The organism is Marivita sp. S0852, assembly GCF_046591575.1.
Taxonomy (GTDB): Bacteria; Pseudomonadota; Alphaproteobacteria; order Rhodobacterales; family Rhodobacteraceae; genus Marivita.
Genome location: NZ_JBIQWA010000003.1, coordinates 80,856 through 99,979 on the forward strand (window position 1 = coordinate 80,856; position 19,124 = coordinate 99,979).

Annotated in this window: 11 protein-coding genes and 1 tRNA gene; 7 read left to right on the top strand and 5 right to left on the bottom strand. The window is 59.8% G+C overall.

Translation table 11 applies throughout. The features are described from left to right. The first annotated feature begins 7 nt into the window (after window positions 1-7). A complete protein-coding gene (gene mfd / locus ACG74X_RS06815) occupies window positions 8-3,511 on the top strand; it encodes a transcription-repair coupling factor (protein WP_411233478.1) in 3,504 nt (1,167 codons plus the stop codon). A gap of 20 nt (window positions 3,512-3,531) precedes the next feature. Here mfd and ACG74X_RS06820 read toward each other — a convergent pair. Beyond that, window positions 3,532-3,605 (bottom strand) — tRNA-Gly (locus tag ACG74X_RS06820). Window positions 3,606-3,794: 189 nt separating this feature from the next. Here ACG74X_RS06820 and ACG74X_RS06825 point away from each other — a divergent pair. The 3 genes from ACG74X_RS06825 (at window position 3,795) to ACG74X_RS06835 (ending at window position 7,067) form a co-directional block, all read left to right on the top strand. After that, complete coding sequence (locus tag ACG74X_RS06825) at window positions 3,795-4,781, top strand: tripartite tricarboxylate transporter substrate binding protein (protein WP_411233480.1); 987 nt, start codon at window positions 3,795-3,797, stop codon at window positions 4,779-4,781. 281 nt (window positions 4,782-5,062) lie between these two features. After that, window positions 5,063-5,545 carry a tripartite tricarboxylate transporter TctB family protein gene (locus ACG74X_RS06830; protein WP_411233482.1) on the top strand — a complete coding sequence of 161 codons (483 nt, stop codon included), beginning with the start codon at window positions 5,063-5,065 and terminating at the stop codon, window positions 5,543-5,545. A gap of 1 nt (window position 5,546) precedes the next feature. Then, window positions 5,547-7,067, top strand: a complete 1,521-nt coding sequence (locus ACG74X_RS06835) for a tripartite tricarboxylate transporter permease (RefSeq protein ID WP_411233483.1) — start codon at window positions 5,547-5,549, stop codon at window positions 7,065-7,067. 348 nt (window positions 7,068-7,415) lie between these two features. Here ACG74X_RS06835 and ACG74X_RS06840 read toward each other — a convergent pair whose 3' ends face one another. The 4 genes from ACG74X_RS06840 to ACG74X_RS06855 all read right to left on the bottom strand — a co-directional run bounded on the left by ACG74X_RS06840 (window position 7,416) and on the right by ACG74X_RS06855 (window position 13,935). After that, window positions 7,416-8,657 (bottom strand): hypothetical protein, encoded by a 1,242-nt coding sequence (locus ACG74X_RS06840; RefSeq protein ID WP_411233484.1) that lies wholly within the window; start codon window positions 8,655-8,657, stop codon window positions 7,416-7,418. 195 nt (window positions 8,658-8,852) lie between these two features. After that, window positions 8,853-10,901 carry an ASKHA domain-containing protein gene (locus tag ACG74X_RS06845; protein ID WP_411233486.1) on the bottom strand — a complete coding sequence of 683 codons (2,049 nt, stop codon included), beginning with the start codon at window positions 10,899-10,901 and terminating at the stop codon, window positions 8,853-8,855. Between the two features lie 825 nt (window positions 10,902-11,726). Further along, the gene (locus ACG74X_RS06850; protein ID WP_411233488.1) at window positions 11,727-12,878 is read right to left on the bottom strand and encodes a CaiB/BaiF CoA transferase family protein; all 1,152 of its coding nucleotides are present in this window, start codon (window positions 12,876-12,878) and stop codon (window positions 11,727-11,729) included. 100 nt (window positions 12,879-12,978) lie between these two features. Continuing rightward, complete coding sequence (locus ACG74X_RS06855; protein WP_411234179.1) at window positions 12,979-13,935, bottom strand: agmatinase; 957 nt, start codon at window positions 13,933-13,935, stop codon at window positions 12,979-12,981. A gap of 147 nt (window positions 13,936-14,082) precedes the next feature. Between ACG74X_RS06855 and guaB the strand changes: the two genes are divergently transcribed. The 3 genes from guaB to ACG74X_RS06870 all read left to right on the top strand — a co-directional run bounded on the left by guaB (window position 14,083) and on the right by ACG74X_RS06870 (window position 19,120). Continuing rightward, complete coding sequence (gene guaB / locus ACG74X_RS06860) at window positions 14,083-15,531, top strand: IMP dehydrogenase (RefSeq protein WP_411233490.1); 1,449 nt, start codon at window positions 14,083-14,085, stop codon at window positions 15,529-15,531. Between the two features lie 18 nt (window positions 15,532-15,549). Continuing rightward, window positions 15,550-16,701, top strand: a complete 1,152-nt coding sequence (locus tag ACG74X_RS06865; protein ID WP_411233492.1) for an RsmB/NOP family class I SAM-dependent RNA methyltransferase — start codon at window positions 15,550-15,552, stop codon at window positions 16,699-16,701. 94 nt (window positions 16,702-16,795) lie between these two features. Next, window positions 16,796-19,120 carry an ATP-binding protein gene (locus ACG74X_RS06870; protein ID WP_411233494.1) on the top strand — a complete coding sequence of 775 codons (2,325 nt, stop codon included), beginning with the start codon at window positions 16,796-16,798 and terminating at the stop codon, window positions 19,118-19,120. Window positions 19,121-19,124: the final 4 nt, after the last annotated feature.

Consider the following 19,124-nt stretch of genomic DNA (forward strand, 5'->3'; position numbering starts at 1 on the left):
CCCTGCTATGAACACATCCAAGCACATCACGATGGGCGGCGCGCCCGAGGGGTTCGACGCACAGCTGGTCCTTGCCGAAGCCCGCGCATCCGGCGGTGCCGTCTGCCACATCGCCCGCGATGACAAACGCGCCGTGCAAATGGCCGAAGCCTTGCGGCTTTTTGCGCCCGACATGCCGGTGTTCATGTTCCCCGGCTGGGATTGCCTGCCCTATGACAGGGTGTCGCCCAACCCCGACATTTCGGCGGCACGGATGGCGACGCTTGCGGCGCTGACCCATGATATGCCATCGCAATATGTGCTGTTGACCACCATGAGCGCGGCAACCCAACGTGTCCCGGCGCGGGCCGTGTTGCGCGAGGCAGCGTTCAAGGCGCATGTCGGCAACCGCATTGACGAGGCCGCCCTGCGCGCCTTTCTGGTGCGCATGGGATTCAGTCAGGCCCCCACCGTGATGGAGCCGGGCGACTATGCCGTGCGCGGCGGCATCATCGACATTTACCCGCCCGGCGATGGCGGTCCGGTGCGTCTGGATCTTTTCGGCGACGTGCTGGATGGGGCGCGCCGGTTTGATCCGGTCACGCAGCGCACCACCGAAAAGCTGGATTTTGTGGATCTGGCCCCGGTCTCCGAGGTCATTCTTGACGAGGCCGCGATCACGCGCTTCCGGCAGAATTACCGCATCGAATTCGGGGCCGCCGGCAGCGACGACCCCTTGTACGAAGCGGTCAGTGCCGGGCGCAAACAACAGGGGATGGAGCACTGGCTGCCTTTCTTTCACGACGGTCTTGAGACGCTTTTTGACTATTTACCCGGTGTCACCGTCACTCAGGACGATCAGATCACCCCGGCGCGCCTGTCGCGGTGGGAGGGCATTGTAGACCAATACGAGACCCGCAAAATCGCGCTTCAGCAAAAGTCGCGGCTGGACACGGTGTATAAACCGGTCTCTCCCGAACAGCTTTATCTGAATGATGCGGATTGGGAGGCCACCCTGGGCGACCGCCGTGTGGTGCAGTTTCACCCGCTGCCCCAGGCGTCAGGCCCCGGTGTGGTCGATGCCGGCGGGCGCATCGGGCGCAATTTTGCCCCCGAACGTCAACAGGAAAACGTCAGCCTGTTTGCCGCTCTGGCCGATCATGTACGTGCAAAGATGGAAGCGGGCCCTGTGCTGATCGCATCATATAGCGACGGCGCGCGGGAACGGTTGACCGGCCTGATCGAAGACGAAGGTCTGGCGGAAACGATCCCGGTCAATACCACGGCTCGCATCGGCAAACGCGGCGTGTACCTGACGGTCTGGCCGCTGGAACACGGGTTCGAAGCGCCCTGGTCCGGCACTGGTACGGGCGGCGAGGCGGGCCGCGGCTCTGACACCACGCGCATCACGGTGATTTCAGAGCAGGACGTTCTGGGCGACCGCCTGATCCGTGCCCCCAAGAAACGCCGCAAGGCCGAGAACTTCCTGACCGAAACGCAATCGCTCAGCCCCGGAGATCTTGTGGTGCATGTCGATCACGGCATCGGACGCTACCTGGGGCTTGAAGTGATCACCGCAGCCGGTGCCGCGCATGAATGTCTCTTGCTGGAATACGCCGAAAGCGCGAAACTCTACCTGCCGGTCGAAAACATCGAATTGTTGTCGAAATATGGCCACGAGGAAGGCTTGCTGGACAAGCTGGGTGGTGGCGCATGGCAGGCCAAGAAGGCGCGGCTCAAGGAGCGTATCCGCGAGATGGCGGACAAGCTGATCCGTGTGGCCGCGGAACGCGCCTTGCGCAAAGCCCCGGTGATGGACCCGCCGCCGGGGGCGTGGGATGCGTTTTCCGCGCGCTTTCCCTATCAGGAAACCGACGATCAGTTGCGCGCCATCGAAGATGTCATGTCCGACATGCATTCCGGTCAGCCGATGGACCGGCTGATCTGCGGCGATGTGGGCTTTGGCAAAACCGAAGTTGCCATGCGCGCGGCCTTTGTGGCCGCCATGTCGGGGGTGCAGGTGGCAGTCATCGCGCCGACCACTTTGCTGGCGCGCCAGCATTACAAGAGCTTTGCCGAACGGTTCCGGGGCTTTCCGCTTGAGGTGCGTCCGCTGTCGCGCTTCGTGTCGACCAAAGATGCCAGTGCAACCAAGGACGGTCTGGCCCGTGGCACGGTGGATATCGTGGTAGGCACCCACGCGCTTTTGGCCAAGGGCATCCGGTTCCAGAACCTTGGTCTGCTCATCATCGACGAAGAACAGCATTTCGGCGTTGGCCACAAAGAGCGGCTCAAGCAGCTGCGCTCTGACATTCACGTTCTGACCCTGACCGCCACACCGATCCCGCGCACGTTGCAACTGTCGCTGTCGGGCGTCCGCGATCTGAGCATCATTGGCACGCCGCCCGTCGACCGTCTGGCGATCCGCACCTATGTCAGCGAATTCGACGCCGTCACCATCCGCGAGGCGCTCTTGCGCGAACATTATCGCGGCGGGCAGTCGTTCTATGTGGTCCCGCGCATCAGCGACCTGCCCGAGATCGAGGAATTCCTGCGCGAACAGGTGCCGGAAGTATCCTATGTCGTAGCCCACGGTCAGATGGCGGCGGGCGAGTTGGACACCCGCATGAACGCGTTTTACGACGGCAAATATGACGTGCTGCTGGCCACAACGATCGTGGAATCCGGTCTCGACATCCCGACCGCGAACACCATGGTGATCCACCGCGCCGATATGTTTGGCCTCAGCCAGTTGTACCAGATCCGGGGCAGGGTGGGTCGCTCCAAAACCCGCGCCTATGCGTACCTCACGACCAAACCCCGCGCCAAGCTGACGCCGACCGCCGAAAAGCGCCTTCGCGTGCTGGGCAGCCTCGACACGCTTGGGGCGGGGTTCACGCTGGCCTCACAAGACCTCGACATTCGCGGCGCGGGCAACCTTCTGGGCGAAGAGCAATCCGGCCAGATGCGCGACGTGGGATACGAGCTTTACCAATCCATGCTGGAAGAGGCGATTGCCAAGATCAAATCCGGCGAAATGGAAGGCCTGTCCGAAGCGGATGACCAATGGGCCCCGCAGATCAACCTTGGCGTGCCTGTCCTGATCCCCGAAGACTACGTTCCCGACCTTGATGTGCGCCTTGGCCTCTACCGCCGCCTGTCGTCGCTTTCCACCAAGGTCGAACTCGAAGGCTTTGCCGCCGAACTGATCGACCGTTTCGGCAAGCTCCCGCGCGAGGTGAACACGCTGATGCTCGTCGTGCGCATCAAGGCGATGTGCAAACGTGCAGGCATCGCCAAACTCGATGGCGGACCCAAGGGGGCGACGATCCAGTTCCACAACGACAAATTCGCCTCGCCCGAAGGGCTGGTCGATTTCATCAAGGATCAGAACGGTCTGGCCAAGGTCAAGGACAACAAGATCGTCGTGCGCCGGGACTGGAAAAAGGACAGCGACAAGATCAAGGGCGCCTTCGCCATCGCGCAGGATCTGGCCCGCAAGGTCAAAGAAGCGAAGACAGCCAAGGCGTGATCGTGTCGGTCGAAACCTGCTGGAGCGGGTAACGGGAATCGAACCCGTAACTTAAGCTTGGGAAGCTCGCGTGATACCTTTTCACCATACCCGCGCTCGATATCGAAATACGCAGGCCAATCCCGCAGGTCAAGCACCGCAAAGGGTGGCTTTTTTCGCCAGGCCGCGCCAAAGTCGTGCGACACGCCTTGAAAAGAGGCTTGTCTGCAACGCGCTTTTCCGGTTCTTTACACGCGTAAATTATGTCTCACGACCGGTGCGTGAGGATCTTTGGGAGGATAACATGAAAACACTGAACCTGGGCCGTCGGGCCCTGATCGCGGCCGCCGTGGCAGCATTTGGCCTGGGCAGCCCGGCCTTTGCGAATGACGATCAAAAGCTGGACAGCCTGCATTTCATCATTCCCGGCGGTGCCGGCGGTGGCTGGGACGGCACTGCGCGTGGAACCGGCGAAGCCCTCACAGAAGCGGGGCTTGTCGGGTCGGCATCTTACGAAAACATGTCCGGCGGCGGCGGCGGCAAAGCCATTGCCTATATGATCGAAAACGCCGAAAGCAATCACGGCACGTTGATGGTGAACTCGACACCCATCGTGATCCGGTCGCTGACCGGTGTCTTCCCGCAGAGTTTCCGTGATCTGACATTGATCGCCGGAACGATCGGCGATTACGCGGCCATTGTGGTTGGCAAAGACAGCCCGATCAACACGATGGACGATCTTTTGGCCGCCTATGATGCCGACCCTGCGGCAACAGCCGTTGGCGGTGGATCGGTGCCCGGTGGCATGGACCATCTTGTGGCTGCGATGGTGATGGAAGCGGCGGGCAAAGACGCGCTTGGGGTGAAGTACATCCCCTATGACGCGGGCGGCAAAGCGATGGCCGCATTGCTCTCGGGCGAGATTGCGGCGCTCTCCACCGGATTTTCCGAAGCGGTCGATCTGGCCAATGCAGGTGAGGTCAAGATCATCGGCGTCACGGCCCCCGAACGTGTAGACGCAGCACCGGATGCCATGACCATGATTGAACAGGGCATCGACACCACCTTCATCAACTGGCGTGGCTTTTTCGGTGTTCCCGGTCTGCCGGAAGACATCGCTCAGACCTACCGCGATACGTTTGCTGCCATGTATGACACCGAAGCATGGGAAACGGTCCGCGCCCGCAATGGCTGGGTGAACATCCATAATTCAGGCGATGACTTTCGCGCCTTTCTGGAAGAGCAGGAAAAGGTCATTGGTGATCTGATGAAAAAGCTTGGCTTTCTCTGATTCAAATGTGCGGCTGACGCCGCGCAGTATATAATTATTGAGGGGCTTTGGCCCCTCAAACGCCCCAAGGTATTTTTGGCAAGAGGAAGGGAAAGACACCGCTCTCCCTTCCACTGGTGAAGGCAAAACCTTCCCCTTGCACGGTCATCGGCTCCTCAGCCTGTACCGCGCGTCATGGAATAGCGACATTTGGTTAAAAATGTCTTTCCTCTTGCTAAAAGTACCTCGGGGTCCGGGGCAGCGCCCCGGTCCAACAGACGTCTCATAAGGTGAGGGATGGTATGGCACTCGACAGATGGATCGCTCTTGTTCTTTTGGGCATCTGCGGCATTTACGGCTATGCCGCGTGGTTCACGATGGATGCGGGCCTGCCGCCCTTTATGCAACGCAACCCGATCTGGCCATCGACCTTTCCGAAGGTACTGAGCATCCTTGCGATGCTGGCCGCGTTGGCCATTCTTCTCGGTGTTGAAAAAGGCGAAGAGAAAATCGGAGATATCGATTACCGCAAGCTCTGGCAGTACAATCTTGGGCAAGCGGTGCTGTTGCTGGGACTCATGGTCGCCTATGCACTGCTCCTGCGTCCTGTCGGGTTTATTGGTGCCACAGCCGGGTTCCTGATCCTCGGCGCGGTGATCCTTGGTGAACGACGCTGGCTGTTGATGATCGTGGTCGCTGCCGTGGCCACCGGTGGAGTCTGGTATCTGGTCTCTGAAGTGCTAGGCATCTTCATGGCCCCCCTTCCTGCGATGATGAGGGGCTGACATGCTTGAAGGACTTCTGATCGGCCTGCAGACGGCCTTTTCATTGCAAAACCTGATCATGGTGATCGGCGGCTGCCTGATCGGCACGTTCATCGGCATGCTGCCCGGTCTTGGCCCGATGTCAATCATCGCGATCATGATCCCGGTGGCGATCTCAATGGGCGATCCCTCCGCCGCGCTGATCCTGCTAGCAGGCGTCTACTACGGCGCGATCTTTGGTGGCTCAACGTCTTCCATTCTCCTAAATGCACCGGGCGTTGCGGGCACGGTTGCGAGCAGTTTCGACGGCTACCCGATGGCACGACAAGGCAAGGCGGGCAAGGCGCTCACCATTGCGGCCATCGCCAGTTTCGCGGGCGGCACCATTGGCGCGCTGCTGCTCATGGTCTTTGCGCCTGCGCTGTCCTCGGTCGCGCTGCTCTTCCACTCTGCTGAATACTTTGCGCTCATGGTCGTGGGGCTATCGGCCATTGCCGCCTTTGCGGGTAACGGGCAAGTGGCCAAGGCGCTGCTCATGACGCTCCTGGGCCTCATCATGGCAACTGTGGGCGAAGGCGCGCTGTTCAACATGCCGCGGTTCACGATGGGGCTGATGGACCTGCAGTCCGGCTTTGGCTTCATCACGCTGGCGATGGCGATGTTCGCGCTGCCCGAGGCACTGTTTCTTGTGCTCAAACCCCGCGACCAGAAAGAGACCAGTGGCGAGATCAAAGACCTGCGCATCACCCGCGCCGAGGCGAAGTCCATCGCCCCCGTCGTGGGCCGCCAATCGGTCCAGGGCTTCTTCATCGGCGTTCTGCCCGGTGCGGGGGCCACCATCGCATCATTCCTCGGCTACGCGGTCGAACGCAACATCGCCCCCAAAAAGGAACAGGAGGAGTTCGGCAAAGGTTCTGTCAAAGGCCTCGCCGCGCCCGAAACCGCCAACAACGCCGCCTGCACCGGGTCGTTTGTGCCGCTCCTGACGCTGGGCATCCCCGGCTCTGGCACCACGGCGATCCTGCTGGGCGCACTCATCGCGCTCAACGTCACGCCGGGGCCGCGCCTCATGCTGGACGAGCCACAGGTGTTCTGGGCCGTCATCATGTCGATGTTCATCGGCAACCTCGTGTTGCTGGTCCTCAACCTGCCGCTCATCCCCTACATCGCCAAGGTCCTGAGCGTCCCGCGCACGTTCCTCATCCCGTTCATCCTCTTCTTCACCCTGATGGGCGCCTATATCGGCCAGAACAACGCCACCGAGCTGCTGATCCTCGTGGGCTTTGGCGTCTGCGCGACGATCCTCAAATTCGCCGACTACCCGCTGGCCCCGCTGCTGATCGGGTTCATCCTGGGAGGCATGCTCGAGGACAATTTCTCCCGTTCCATGCAGCTCTACGACGGCATCTCGTTCATCTGGGAGCGCCCCATGACCCTCGGCCTGCTGGTCATCGCGGTGATCCTCGTGGTCCTGCCAAGCTGGCGGACCCGCAGAGAGCGCGCCAAGGCCCGGCGCGAGGGCGGCGTGGCGGATGGGGATTGATGGCGGAGGTGCGTGAGATCCCGCACCCTACATCCCGCACACGCCCGTAGGGTGCGTGTTCACACGCACCGCTGACGCGCCAAGCCGGGCGACCGCCAGCCCGTGGGAGGGCGATCCAACCGCTGCTCCAAAGCGCTTTATGCCAGCCAAACCCGCCGGTCCGATGTAAGACGCGAGACCCAAGCCAAATCGCCATCCCGCCGGAACGGGCTGGCGATCACCCGGCGGCTTCGCCGCTGTTCGGGTGGGGTGGATTGATGTCACATGCCCGAAGCGCCGCAGGGTGTATGCTTGCACGCACCGTGTTTGGCGACCGGGTGGTGCGTGAAATCACGCACCCTACGTTTTCTAAAGTGGACTGAAGCTATCAGCGCAATTCGTGACGGGATTTCTTGCCACTTCATTTTCTTCAATTGCAAGATCTCCAAACAATCGCGCGGCTTCGCGTGTCAATTCGAGGTCAGTTTCGTCTGTATGCTCTAGCGTTTCTAACTGCTCGGCCATCACGTTAAGAGATTTTTGCATATTGGCGAAAACGCTTGTGTGAGCCTCCATCGCACTTGTCTGCGCTTCGATAGCCGCGGTATGAGCGATCGTCGCAGCGGTATTATCTTTGAGGGCTTCAATCGCTTCATCACTGTCTTCAGCAGCTGCGAGAGAGAAATGTATTACTATTGCCAAAGTAATTATACTTACTAAAAGGTCGAGAAAGGCCAGCCGTACTTGAATTCTCGCCAGTCTGTTCGCATCATGTGGGTTCGCAAGTGCTTCTTGCTCAAGGGCTTCGTGTCTTGCCAAACTGCGCGCAAGAAGGTCTTGCAAACTATCACTTGAACTTAAACCGAGTGCGGCCGAAGCAGTTGCTTGTGCAAAATCTAATGTTGATGAGTGGTTTTCTAGTTGAGAATGGATTGCTTGAAAATGACTTTCGATAGAAGAGTTTAGTCCTAACGCGCTACTCGTATCACTCCCGAGCGAGGTGCAAAGTGAGTGAATTTCAGGAACATGATTGATAACGTTGTCACTAAGTGCAACCATCGCTTCTATTGAGCGTCTCATTTCGGAGAACATGTCCGCGTGTCCAGCAAATGAGCGGTGGTGCATAGTCATGTCATCTGTGGCTCGCGAAACCGCTCTCTGGCTTCCAAATACCTCATCAATAAAACGCTTGGAAATTACACCAAGCGATTGCATTTGAGCTTCTTCCACAGTTATGTCAGTATATCTGATGCGGTCTGCGATCCCAGTGCTCGATGCTAAAGCCATTTGATCTGCACAATCCCTAAGAACTGTTTCACTTACATTAGTTCTGGCGCTGTCATATAGAGCCGTGTGCTGCTCGGTGGCATTATGAAGACTGTAACAGTCATACTCTTTTATTACATCGTGGAAAATGCCATGCGAGCGAATAGCGTCCTCCACGGCTTTGACGCCACCTATGTCGCATAGCGCACCGGCCATAGCAGTTGCGCCTTTCGCCAATTCGTCAAAATGCCCTTCTGCTGACTTGCGCGTTCCCAGACCCGTTAACGCTCCGAACGTTGAATTGTCGAAGTCAATGAAATGGTCATTGAGATACCTGTTGCTCATCGCCTAAACCTTGTTGCTCAACCACGACTCCTAACAATATATAGTGGGTGTTGACTTGCTTTTCTAGCGATAGTTCAAAATATTTTTTGCGAGTAGTATTTTGCTTATTCAATTTGGCACATGCAGCTAGGGATTGGATGCCTAATTCTAAATGGAAGGGGCTGCGACAATTGGTTTGTCAAATCCACTTTTCGTTCACCCCCGCCGTCTCCTCCGCACTCGCCCCCCATCACTTCCATCCCCCTGAGCATTGAACCCCACAACAGGCAACGCCACCACTTTCCCCAATTCCGGGAAGGGGTCCGTGGCGTGGGGGATGGCGTTGGCGGCGACGAAGTGCTCTTGGAATTTCAGCTCGATGGCGGTTTCGACCTTGGTGATCTCGCGGACGGTGCGGGTGATGGTCGCGCGGGCGGTGAGGTTGCAGAGCGCGATGCGGGCACCCGTGCCGGCGGCGTTTCCGGCGCTGGTAACTTTATCTAAAGGAACGTCTGGAATCATGCCCAGCACCATCGCGTGTTTGGCCGAGATGTGGGCACCGAACGCCCCGGCCAGCACAACGCGGTCGACGGTGTCGGTTTGCATTTCGTCCATGAGCAGGCGTGCGCCCGCGTAAAGGGCGGATTTGGCGAGTTGAATGGCGCGGATGTCGCCCTGGGTCACGGTGATGCGCGGGCCGCTGTCCGCTGTGGCGTCATGGATGAGGTAGGCATGGGTGCGGCCTTCGGGCACGCAGCGCGCGGTTCCGGTTTGCTGTGCCGATCCGATGAGCCCCGAGGGGTCCATCAGCCCCGCGATGCGCAATTCGGCCACAGCTTCGATTATGCCCGACCCGCAGATGCCGGTGATGCCGGTGCCAGCGGTCTGGTCCCAGAACCCGTCCTCGTCGGACCAGAGGTCACAGCCGATGACGCGGAAGCGCGGTTCCTTGGTGACGGGATCAATGCGGATCGCCTCGATCGCGCCGGGTGCTGCGCGCTGCCCGCTGGAGATCTGCGCGCCCTCGAAGGCGGGGCCGGTGGGCGACGAACAGGCCAGCACGCGGGTGGTGTTGCCCAGCAGGATTTCGGCATTGGTGCCCACGTCGACGATGAGCACAAGGTCCTCGGACTTGCCCGGCTCCTCGGACAGCGCCACAGCGGCGGCATCCGCCCCGACATGCCCCGCGATGCAGGGCAAGATGTGGATCTGGGCGCTTGCGGGCAGGGCGTTGAGGTGCAGGTCAGCGGCGGTGAGGTTCAGCGCCTCCGACGTCGCCAGCGCGAAGGGGGCTTGCCCGAGTTCCACAGGGTCTATCCCGAGGAGCAGGTGGTGCATGACCGGGTTGCAGACAAAGACCGTCTCAAGGATCAGGTCTGGCGTGATCTGCGCCTCGGCCGCGATTTCGGTGGCCAGCGTGTTGATCGCCTCGCGCACCGCGCGGGTCATTTCCGCGTCGCCGCCGGGGTTCATCATGGCGTAAGACACGCGGGACATCAGGTCTTCGCCGAACCGGATCTGCGGGTTCATGATGCCGGAACTGGCCACGACTTTACCCGTGTCGAGGTTCGTGAGATGCGCCGCGACGGTGGTGGAGCCGAGGTCGATGGCCAGCCCATAGAGGCCACCTTCGTGCAGGCCGGGCCATGCGGCGATGATTTGGGGCGTGGCGTCGTGGGCCGTCTTGTGCAGGGCGACGGTGATCGTCCATTCGCCCTTGCGCAAGATCGGTTGCAGGCCGCTCAGGACCGAAAAGGCGCATGTGATTTGCGGGATATCCCACTGATCTTCCAAAGCGCGCGCGACACGCTCCAGATCACCGGTGGGTTCGTGCATATCCGGCTGCGCAACTTCGATGTAATACAGCCGCGTCGCCGGGTCCATTTCGATGACCCGCGCGGAGGCGGCCTTGCGCACAACCTGGCGGTGGACCTGGCTTTCGGGGGGCACGTCGATGACAATATCGCCCATGACCTGTGCCTGACAGCCCAGCCTACGCCCCGGTTTCAGCCCGCGCTTTTCGTCATATCGCGCCTCGACCTTGTTCCACGCAGAGAGCGCCCCGTCGACTGCCGTTAACCCGTGCTTAGAGAATTCGCCGTATGACGGGGTGATCTGGCATTTGGAGCAGATGCCCCGCCCGCCGCAGACGGAGTCCAGATCAACCCCCAATTGCCGCGCGGCGGTCAGGACGGGCGTGCCAATAGGAAAGTGACCGCGTTTGCCAGACGGGGTGAAAACAACGAGAGGGTCAGTATCGGACATCGGAATCCCTTTACGATCAGTTATCGGGGATCATAGGGCTGCAGATATTTTCAAAGAGGTGATTTGCGTCATTATGATCCCGCAGAGCGGCATAGTGTCGGTGTGACCGCATTGCTTTGCGGTGGGCGTGGCGGGATAACGTCTGGCTTGTGCGGGCCTCGGCTTGGGTCGCAAGGCGCGGCGGTGATGGTGGGGTGTGTGCTTGGCATCTGCGTCGTCTTGTTCCGGACAGCGTGGCGGCAGATGCGGATCTGTTGCGGATAAACGCTGGCCTTGCGCGATTAGCGGCTCGCATGACGCGGGATCTGCGCCGCAAGACTCGACTGCGTTAGGGCGAGGGGCATGTCCCGGACAACGGCGATTGCCCCGCACCGTCAGGGAACGGGCAGGGTGTGTGTTCAATCGTCTGGTTAAGAAAGCGGCGCCGCTCTTATTGGCTGACGGGCTCTCACTATCCGCGAGTCACCGCGGGACCTGTACTTTGGGGAAACCAAAGCCTGTTCAGACCGGTCTCTCATGGTCGACCTTTCGGCGTATGAGAGAAAACGCGTTTGGCGAAGTCATGAACCGGCAGCGCCCCGTCGCCCGAACGCGATGGGAATGGTGCCGATACACGGTGTTTTATCTTCGCAAAACATGCGTGTCAGTTCCGTTATGTCGCGGCATGGGAGTGACCCTTCCCGCTCGATGCGCATCGTGGTGACGGGTATGCGGTGCAATGGGTTAAGGAAGTCGTAGTGCAGCGTTCGCTGATCTGACCGACGCACTGCCAGCGGATGTGGCTTTGCGACAGACATGGGTGATGTTGCCGCGTCCCCCGATCCTTTATTTGGGTCCAGCCAGCCAATGAAGGATTTCGCCCCGGTTTCCGTCCAGATCAGGTGCCGCAGAGCGCACGGTGGGATCGTTGATGCCGGACAGTTTGATCGGGTTTCCGGCGGCTTTGAATGCAGGGCGGCCATTTCTGTCAAGCACGTCAACCACCATGTTGCGCGCCTGAATCTGTGGGTCTCGCATCACCTGATCCACGGTCTGGATCGGCCCGCTTGGAATACCGGCAGCGCCGAGTTTTGCAATCCATTGCGCGCGCGGGGTGTCGATGGTGACCGCTTCGATCAGGCGTTTGAGCAGACGAGCGTTTGTGACGCGCGCGGCGTTGCTGGCAAAGCGGGGATCCCCGGACAACGGCAAGTTCAAGGTCACACACAGCTTTTCAAACAGCACATCGTTGCCGGCGGCGATCACAAACATGCCGTCAGAGGCGTGGTATGTCTCGAACGGTGCAATGCTGGGATGGCGCGCGCCGAAGGGGCCGGGTGCCACACCGGTGACAGCTGTCATGGCAATGGCGTGTTCCAGAACCGCAAGTTGCGCATCCAGCATGGAGATGTCGACCTTGCGCCCGATGCCGGTGCGGTTGCGATCAAGCAGGGCGGCAAGGATGCCCTGCGACAGGTACAGACCCGCCACAATATCGCTGACAGAGGCCCCAACCCGGATCGGATCATGGCCCTTTTCACCGGTGATCGACATCATCCCGCCACGGGCCTGGATCACCATGTCATAGGCGGGGCGTTTTGCCTCGGGTCCGGTCTGGCCAAAGCCGGACACCGCACCGTAGATCAGTTCGGGATATTGCGCGTGCAGGTCGGCATAGGCATAGCCCAGACGGTCCATCACACCGGGGCGAAAGTTCTCCAAAAGGATGTCGGCGCGCGCCAAAAGTCGTTCAAAGATGTCTCGGTCGGGATCGGATTTGAGGTCCAGAGCGATGGATTTCTTGGAATGGTTCAGGGCGGCAAAATAGGCCGATTTTCCGTTGAGGAAGGGTGGAAAGGCGCGGGCGTCGTCGCCCGTGCCGCGGCGTTCCACCTTGATCACATCTGCCCCGAGATCGGCCAGCGTCATAGAGCAGAACGGGCCTGCCAAGACATGGGTGAGGTCCAGGATCGTGATCCCGTCGAGTGGTTTTGCCATTATATGCCTGCCGCTGCGTTTTTCCTTTAGTCAACGCTGTGAGAGGCTTGCGCGCAAGGCTTCATGTGTTGATGCCCCCGCGATCGGCGGAAATCCGTCGTCACCTGTGTGTCGAGCGGGCGTGAAAGACAAAGCCAAGCAGGTTCATAAGCACCTGTGCCGCCAGGATAGAGGTTGCGCCGGTCGGGTCGTAATCGGGGGCCACTTCGACAAGGTCTATGCCGATGATGTCGTGGTTCTGGGCCACCTGTTGCAGCAGTTCGAGCACGTCATAGTAGAGAAAGCCCCCATGGCTCGGCGTGCCGGTACCGGGCGCGATGGAGGGGCAGAAGGCGTCGATGTCGATGGTGATGTAAACCGGGGTGTTGGCGGGCAGGCGGGCGGCGAGCTTGCGGGGACCCAAAGCGCGTGCTTGGCGCACCGAGAGGATATCGGACCCCCGGGCGCGGGCGTCTTCATACCCGTCGCGGGCGGTCGAGCTGACATTGCGGATGCCGACCTGGGTCAAGCCCGACACCCAGGGTTTTTCAGAGGCCCGGCGCATCGGGTTGCCGTGACCGTTGCGCACACCGTGCCGTTCGTCGACGAAATCAAGATGGGCGTCGATTTGCAGGATGTGGAACGGCGTATGGCCTTCGAAGGCATCAATGCAGGGAATGTTGACCGAATGATCGCCGCCGATCACCACCGGCAGCGCGCCCGCATCGCGGATGGCGCGCACGCCTTTGGCGATATTGGCATGGCTTTGCACGGTGTCGGTGTGGACGATGTCGGCATCGCCCAGATCGACGATTTTGGTGTCGGCCAGATAGGTCACGTCATCTTCGTGGTCATAGGCCCCGGCATGGCCAAAACTGAACAAGGTCGAGGCATCGCGCACACCGCGCGGGCCGAACCGCGCCCCGGCGCGCCATTGGGTGCCGGCGTCAAACGGGGCCCCAAGGATGGCAATATCGGCGTCAATGGTGCTCCAGTCGGGGTGATAGGGGCTGCGCGCAAAGGTGCAGATGCCGGTAAAGGGCAGGTTCAGGCGGCCGGTGTCATATCCGTGGGTCATATCGTCCTCATGCAGTGATACCGTCAGATTGGGCGAGACGCGCGCGAAGGTAAAGACATCGTGCAGGGCGCGATTTGGGCTTTCCCCCACGGCAGACCCATGCGATAGGGACGTGCCTAACGATGCTGTCCGTGGAAAGGGATTCCGATGGAGATTCGAGAGGCTCTCACCTTTGATGATGTTTTGCTGGTGCCGGGGGCGTCCGAGGTGCTGCCCGCCACGGCCGATACACGCACGCAGGTTACCAAAACGATTGGCCTGAACATACCGTTGCTCAGCTCGGCGATGGACACGGTGACCGAAGGGCGTATGGCGATCACCATGGCGCAGGCCGGGGGTATGGGGGTTATCCACAAGAACCTGTCGATTCACGAACAGGCGCGCGAAGTGCGGCGGGTCAAAAGGTTTGAATCCGGCATCGTCTACAGCCCGGTGACCCTGCGCGTCGATCAGACGCTTGCGGATGCGAAAGAGCTGATCGAGCGCTACAACTTTACCGGCTTTCCGGTGGTGGATGACGCGGGCCGTGTGATGGGCATTGTCACCAACCGGGATATGCGCTTTGCCACCTCGGATGACACGCCGGTCAGCCTGATGATGACATCCGACAACCTTGCTATTCTGCGCGAACCGGCCGACCGGGACGAGGCGATCAGCCTGATGCGGGCGCGGCGGATCGAGAAATTGCTGGTCGTGGACGCAGATAATAAGCTGACCGGCCTGCTGACGCTGAAGGACACGCAACAGGCGGTGCTGAACCCGACCGCGTGCAAGGATTCGCTGGGACGCTTGCGTGTTGCGGCGGCGACATCGGTTGGGGATGCGGGGTTCGAACGGACAGAGGCGCTGGTCGATGCGGGTGTCGATATCGTTGTCATCGACACCGCGCATGGCCACAGCGCCGGCGTTTTGCAGGCCGTAACCCGGGCCAAATCACTGTCAAACGAGGTGCAGGTGATCGCTGGAAATGTGGCCACAGCAGAGGCCACACGCGCCCTGATTGACGCCGGTGCGGATGCGATCAAAGTGGGCATCGGGCCGGGATCGATCTGCACCACCCGCATGGTGGCGGGTGTGGGCGTGCCTCAGCTGACCGCCATTATAGATTGCGCCAGGGCCGCCGAAGACACTCCGGTTATCGCCGATGGCGGGATCAAGTTCTCGGGCGATTTTGCCAAGGCGATTGCCGCCGGTGCGTCCTGCGCGATGGTCGGGTCGATGATTGCCGGAACCGATGAAAGCCCGGGCGAGGTTATCTTGTACCAGGGTCGGAGTTTTAAGGCCTATCGCGGCATGGGGTCGATCGGGGCCATGGCGCGCGGATCGGCGGATCGCTATTTCCAGAAGGACGCGGCCAATGACAAGCTGGTGCCCGAAGGGATCGAGGGCCAAGTGCCGTATAAAGGCTCGGCCGGAACGGTCATTCACCAATTGGTGGGCGGGCTGCGCGCAGCCATGGGCTATACCGGATGCGCCACGGTTTCGGACATGCGAACCAAGTGTGAGTTTGTCAGAATCACCGGCGCGGGGTTGAAGGAAAGCCATGTGCATGACGTGCAGATCACCCGCGAATCGCCGAATTACCGTCTTGCGTAACGCTTTGGGCAGCGCGCAATGACACCGGCGGCACGCTGGGCGGCGGCGGCCCAGATCATGGATCAGATTTCGGCTGGCAGCCCGGCGGAAAAGGCGCTGACCAATTGGGCGCGACAGTCGCGGTTTGCAGGATCGAAAGACCGTGCTGCGATCCGCGATCATGTGTTCGATATCCTGCGGTGCTGGCGCAGTGTCGCCGCGTTGAGCGGAGGAGAGACCGGACGGCATCTTGTCTTAGGCCGGTTGCGGCAAACCGGCGTCGATGCAACATCGGTTTTTACCGGCGAGGGATACGCCCTGCCTCCATTGACGCCTGATGAGCTGGCGGCGGGGCGGCCCCCCGAAGGAGCCGAGACCGCCGATATGCCGGATTGGGTATTCGATATTCTATGGAATGACTTGGGGGATAAGGCTCACTCAATCGCGGAGGTATTGCGCTCTCGCGCTTCGGTGTTTTTGCGTGTCAATACTCTGAAATCCGACGTGGCATCCGCGCAAGCTGCACTTGCGGATGCGTTGATTACGACCCGGCGACATCCGCTGTCTGAAACGGCTCTGGAAGTGGTCGAGAATCCCCGCCGCATCGCGCAAAGCAGCGCCTTTCTGTCCGGTCTGGTCGAATTGCAAGACGTGGCCAGTCAGGCTGTGGTAGAGGCGCTTCCGCTGTCGCGCGGGATGCGGGTGCTGGATTATTGCGCCGGAGGGGGTGGCAAGACATTGGCGATGGCGGCGCGACTGGCGGGCCCTGTGGATGCCTATGACCACAATTCGGGTCGGATGGCGGATCTGATGCCCCGGGCCGAACGGGCCGGTGCCCATATCACCTGTGTGCGCCTGCCGCGTGGTCCGTATGATCTTGTTTTGGCTGATGTTCCCTGTTCGGGAAGCGGGTCATGGCGCAGAGCGCCCGAGGCAAAATGGCGGCTGACGCAGACCGCGCTTGACGCGGTGACCAAGACGCAGGCAGAGATTCTGGACAAGGTCGCGCCCCTTGTCGGCCCATCCGGCGTTCTGGCCTATGCAACCTGTTCGGTTCTTTCTTGTGAAAATGAGCATCAAATTAAAGGGTTTTTGGATCGTCACCCGGATTGGAAATGCCATATTCAGCGGCGATTTGACCTGCAAGACGGGGGCGATGGGTTCTTTTTGGCGATCTTGACGCGAGAGTAATCTCAAAATACAACTTATAGATGTTAACGGCTTAAGTGTCGCTTAATCATCTTGCGGTCTGATGGCGGCAACAACATGTCTTGGGGCTGGCTAGATGACCTATTCCGAACGATCCACTGCGGTGCCTTTCCGACTGGGATCTGCAAAAAGCCTTTTGGCAATCTTTGCAATCCTATGTGCCGCGTTGGGTTTTGTAGCACCCCATGCCACGCTGCAAGCCGGATTTTGGGCAGCCGGATTGGCGTTTTCATGTGCGTTTTTGGGCAATGTGTCTGTCAGTTGGTGGCGAAAACGTCAGAAAAAACGCACGTTTCGACAGCTTTCGATGCTGGTGGAACACGATGTCGCGGCCTGTGTGATGGCCGATCTGGACGGGCGTGTCCTGCGCGCCAATCGCACGGCATCCAAGCGGTTCAAAGCGTCCAGCGGGCAAATGCTGCGCACCCTGATCGGAGCGCATGTCGCGGATGCCACGGGGCTGGTTCATCGGGTTCAAACCGCAGCCCTTGCAGAGGGAATCGCGTCGGAAAATGTGGTTCTGCCAGACAAACACATGCGGCTTTGCGCGCATCTTGCCGGGCCAGACATGCTTTTGTGGCGGCTTGAACTATTTGAGGACCGTGGCGCAAACAGCAAGGGCGCGGTGACATATCCGACATTAACGATCGGTCGGGCCGGCACGGTTTTATGGATGAATGACGCCGCGCGCGCGCTGGCGGGGGGGCGTGTGCGTTGCATTGACGACATTCTCCCTGACGCGCCACTGTCAACCGGCAGCACCCATCGCGTCGGTACAAAAGACCATGCCGCCGATTTCATCGTGAATATTCATGACGCCGGGTTGGGCCGTGAAGAGGTTGTCTTGGTCCCGACACAAGTGGCTCCTGAACCCAAAGCCAAAGATGCCGGGTTTGAGGATTTGCCGGTTCCACTTTTGAAGCTCTTGCCCACGGGGCAGATCAAACGTGCAAACCGCGCTGCCAGACGGCTGTTGAGCATTGATGCGTCCGACAGCCAAAGCCTGACCGACGTGATGGAGGGGCTGGGACGGTCGATCCCCGATTGGTTGAACGACGCCGCCACAGGCAAAGGTCTGCGCCGGTCGGAATTCCTGCGTCTGACGCGATCAGATCGCGAGGTGTTTGTTCAGGTCACGCTGACGCGGATCGTCGAGCAGGACCAAAGCATGCTGATTGCAGTATTGAACGATGCGACCGAGCTTAAAAGCCTGGAGGCGCAGTTCGTTCAAGGCCAGAAAATGCAGGCAATCGGTCAACTGGCCGGGGGTGTGGCGCATGATTTCAATAATCTTTTGACAGCAATATCAGGGCATTGCGATCTTTTATTGCTGCGTCACGATCAGGGCGATCCGGAATATGGCGATCTTATCCAGATCCACCAGAATGCCAATCGCGCCGCCGGTCTGGTTGGTCAGCTTCTCGCGTTTTCGCGCAAACAAACCTTGCAATCCGAACAGCTGGATTTGCGCGATATCCTGTCTGACCTCACGCATCTGCTGAACCGCCTTGTCGGGGAACGGGTCGCATTGGAATTGAGCCAAAACCCGGTTTTGCCGCCCATTCGGGCAGATAAACGGCAATTGGAACAAGTGATTATGAACCTGGTGGTCAACGCGCGCGACGCGATGCCAGATGGTGGCACGATTCTGATTGAAACCGATGAGCAGGTTCTGGAAGACACGCTGCAAAACGGCCGCGCCAAAGTGCCTGCCGGTGCCTATGTCATTGTGCGTGTCACGGACAAAGGTATGGGGATTCCGCAGGACAAGTTGGAAAAAGTGTTCGAGCCATTTTACACCACAAAACGCACCGGCGAAGGCACGGGGCTTGGTTTGTCGACCGTGTATGGCATCGTCAAACAAACCGGTGGGTTTATTTTTGTCGACAGCCTGCCGGGAAAAGGCAGCACCTTTACACTGATGTTCCCGGCTTGCGAAGATGCCCCCCCGGTCGAACCCGAAGTGCCGGAAAAAGTGGTTGAGGTCCCGATGAGCTTTGACGGCGGTGTCGTCTTGCTTGTCGAAGATGAGGCCCCGGTCCGGGCCTTTGCATCGCGCGCATTGGAACATCGGGGTTTCAAGGTCATCGAAGCCGATTGCGCCGAACGTGCTTTGGATCTGTTAAAGGATGAAACCCTGAAAGTAGATGTCTTTGTGACCGATGTCGTCATGCCGGGTCTGGATGGTCCAAGTTGGGTGAGAAAAGCGCGGGCGGACAGGCCGGAGGTTCCGGTGGTTTTCATGTCCGGCTATGCAGAAGATGTGTTCAAATCGCAGGGATCGCGGCTTGATTCCTCTGCTTTCATCGCCAAGCCATTTTCGTTGACAGAGTTGACGGCTGTTGTGAACCAGCAGGTGATGTCCGGCGCGCAGAACCTGTCGATGAAACCAGCGGAATGACGCC

Excerpts from the sequence above, each read along its gene's own strand:
- ACG74X_RS06870 (WP_411233494.1), top strand. The coding sequence starts at position 16,796 with ATGACCTATTCCGAACGATCCACTGCGGTGCCTTTCCGACTGGGATCT.
- ACG74X_RS06850 (WP_411233488.1), bottom strand. The coding sequence starts at position 12,878 with ATGGCAAAACCACTCGACGGGATCACGATCCTGGACCTCACCCATGTC.
- ACG74X_RS06825 (WP_411233480.1), top strand. The coding sequence starts at position 3,795 with ATGAAAACACTGAACCTGGGCCGTCGGGCCCTGATCGCGGCCGCCGTG.
- ACG74X_RS06855 (WP_411234179.1), bottom strand. The coding sequence starts at position 13,935 with ATGACCCACGGATATGACACCGGCCGCCTGAACCTGCCCTTTACCGGC.
- ACG74X_RS06865 (WP_411233492.1), top strand. The coding sequence starts at position 15,550 with ATGACACCGGCGGCACGCTGGGCGGCGGCGGCCCAGATCATGGATCAG.
- guaB (WP_411233490.1), top strand. The coding sequence starts at position 14,083 with ATGGAGATTCGAGAGGCTCTCACCTTTGATGATGTTTTGCTGGTGCCG.
- ACG74X_RS06835 (WP_411233483.1), top strand. The coding sequence starts at position 5,547 with ATGCTTGAAGGACTTCTGATCGGCCTGCAGACGGCCTTTTCATTGCAA.
- ACG74X_RS06845 (WP_411233486.1), bottom strand. The coding sequence starts at position 10,901 with ATGTCCGATACTGACCCTCTCGTTGTTTTCACCCCGTCTGGCAAACGC.
- mfd (WP_411233478.1), top strand. The coding sequence starts at position 8 with ATGAACACATCCAAGCACATCACGATGGGCGGCGCGCCCGAGGGGTTC.
- ACG74X_RS06840 (WP_411233484.1), bottom strand. The coding sequence starts at position 8,657 with ATGAGCAACAGGTATCTCAATGACCATTTCATTGACTTCGACAATTCA.
- ACG74X_RS06830 (WP_411233482.1), top strand. The coding sequence starts at position 5,063 with ATGGCACTCGACAGATGGATCGCTCTTGTTCTTTTGGGCATCTGCGGC.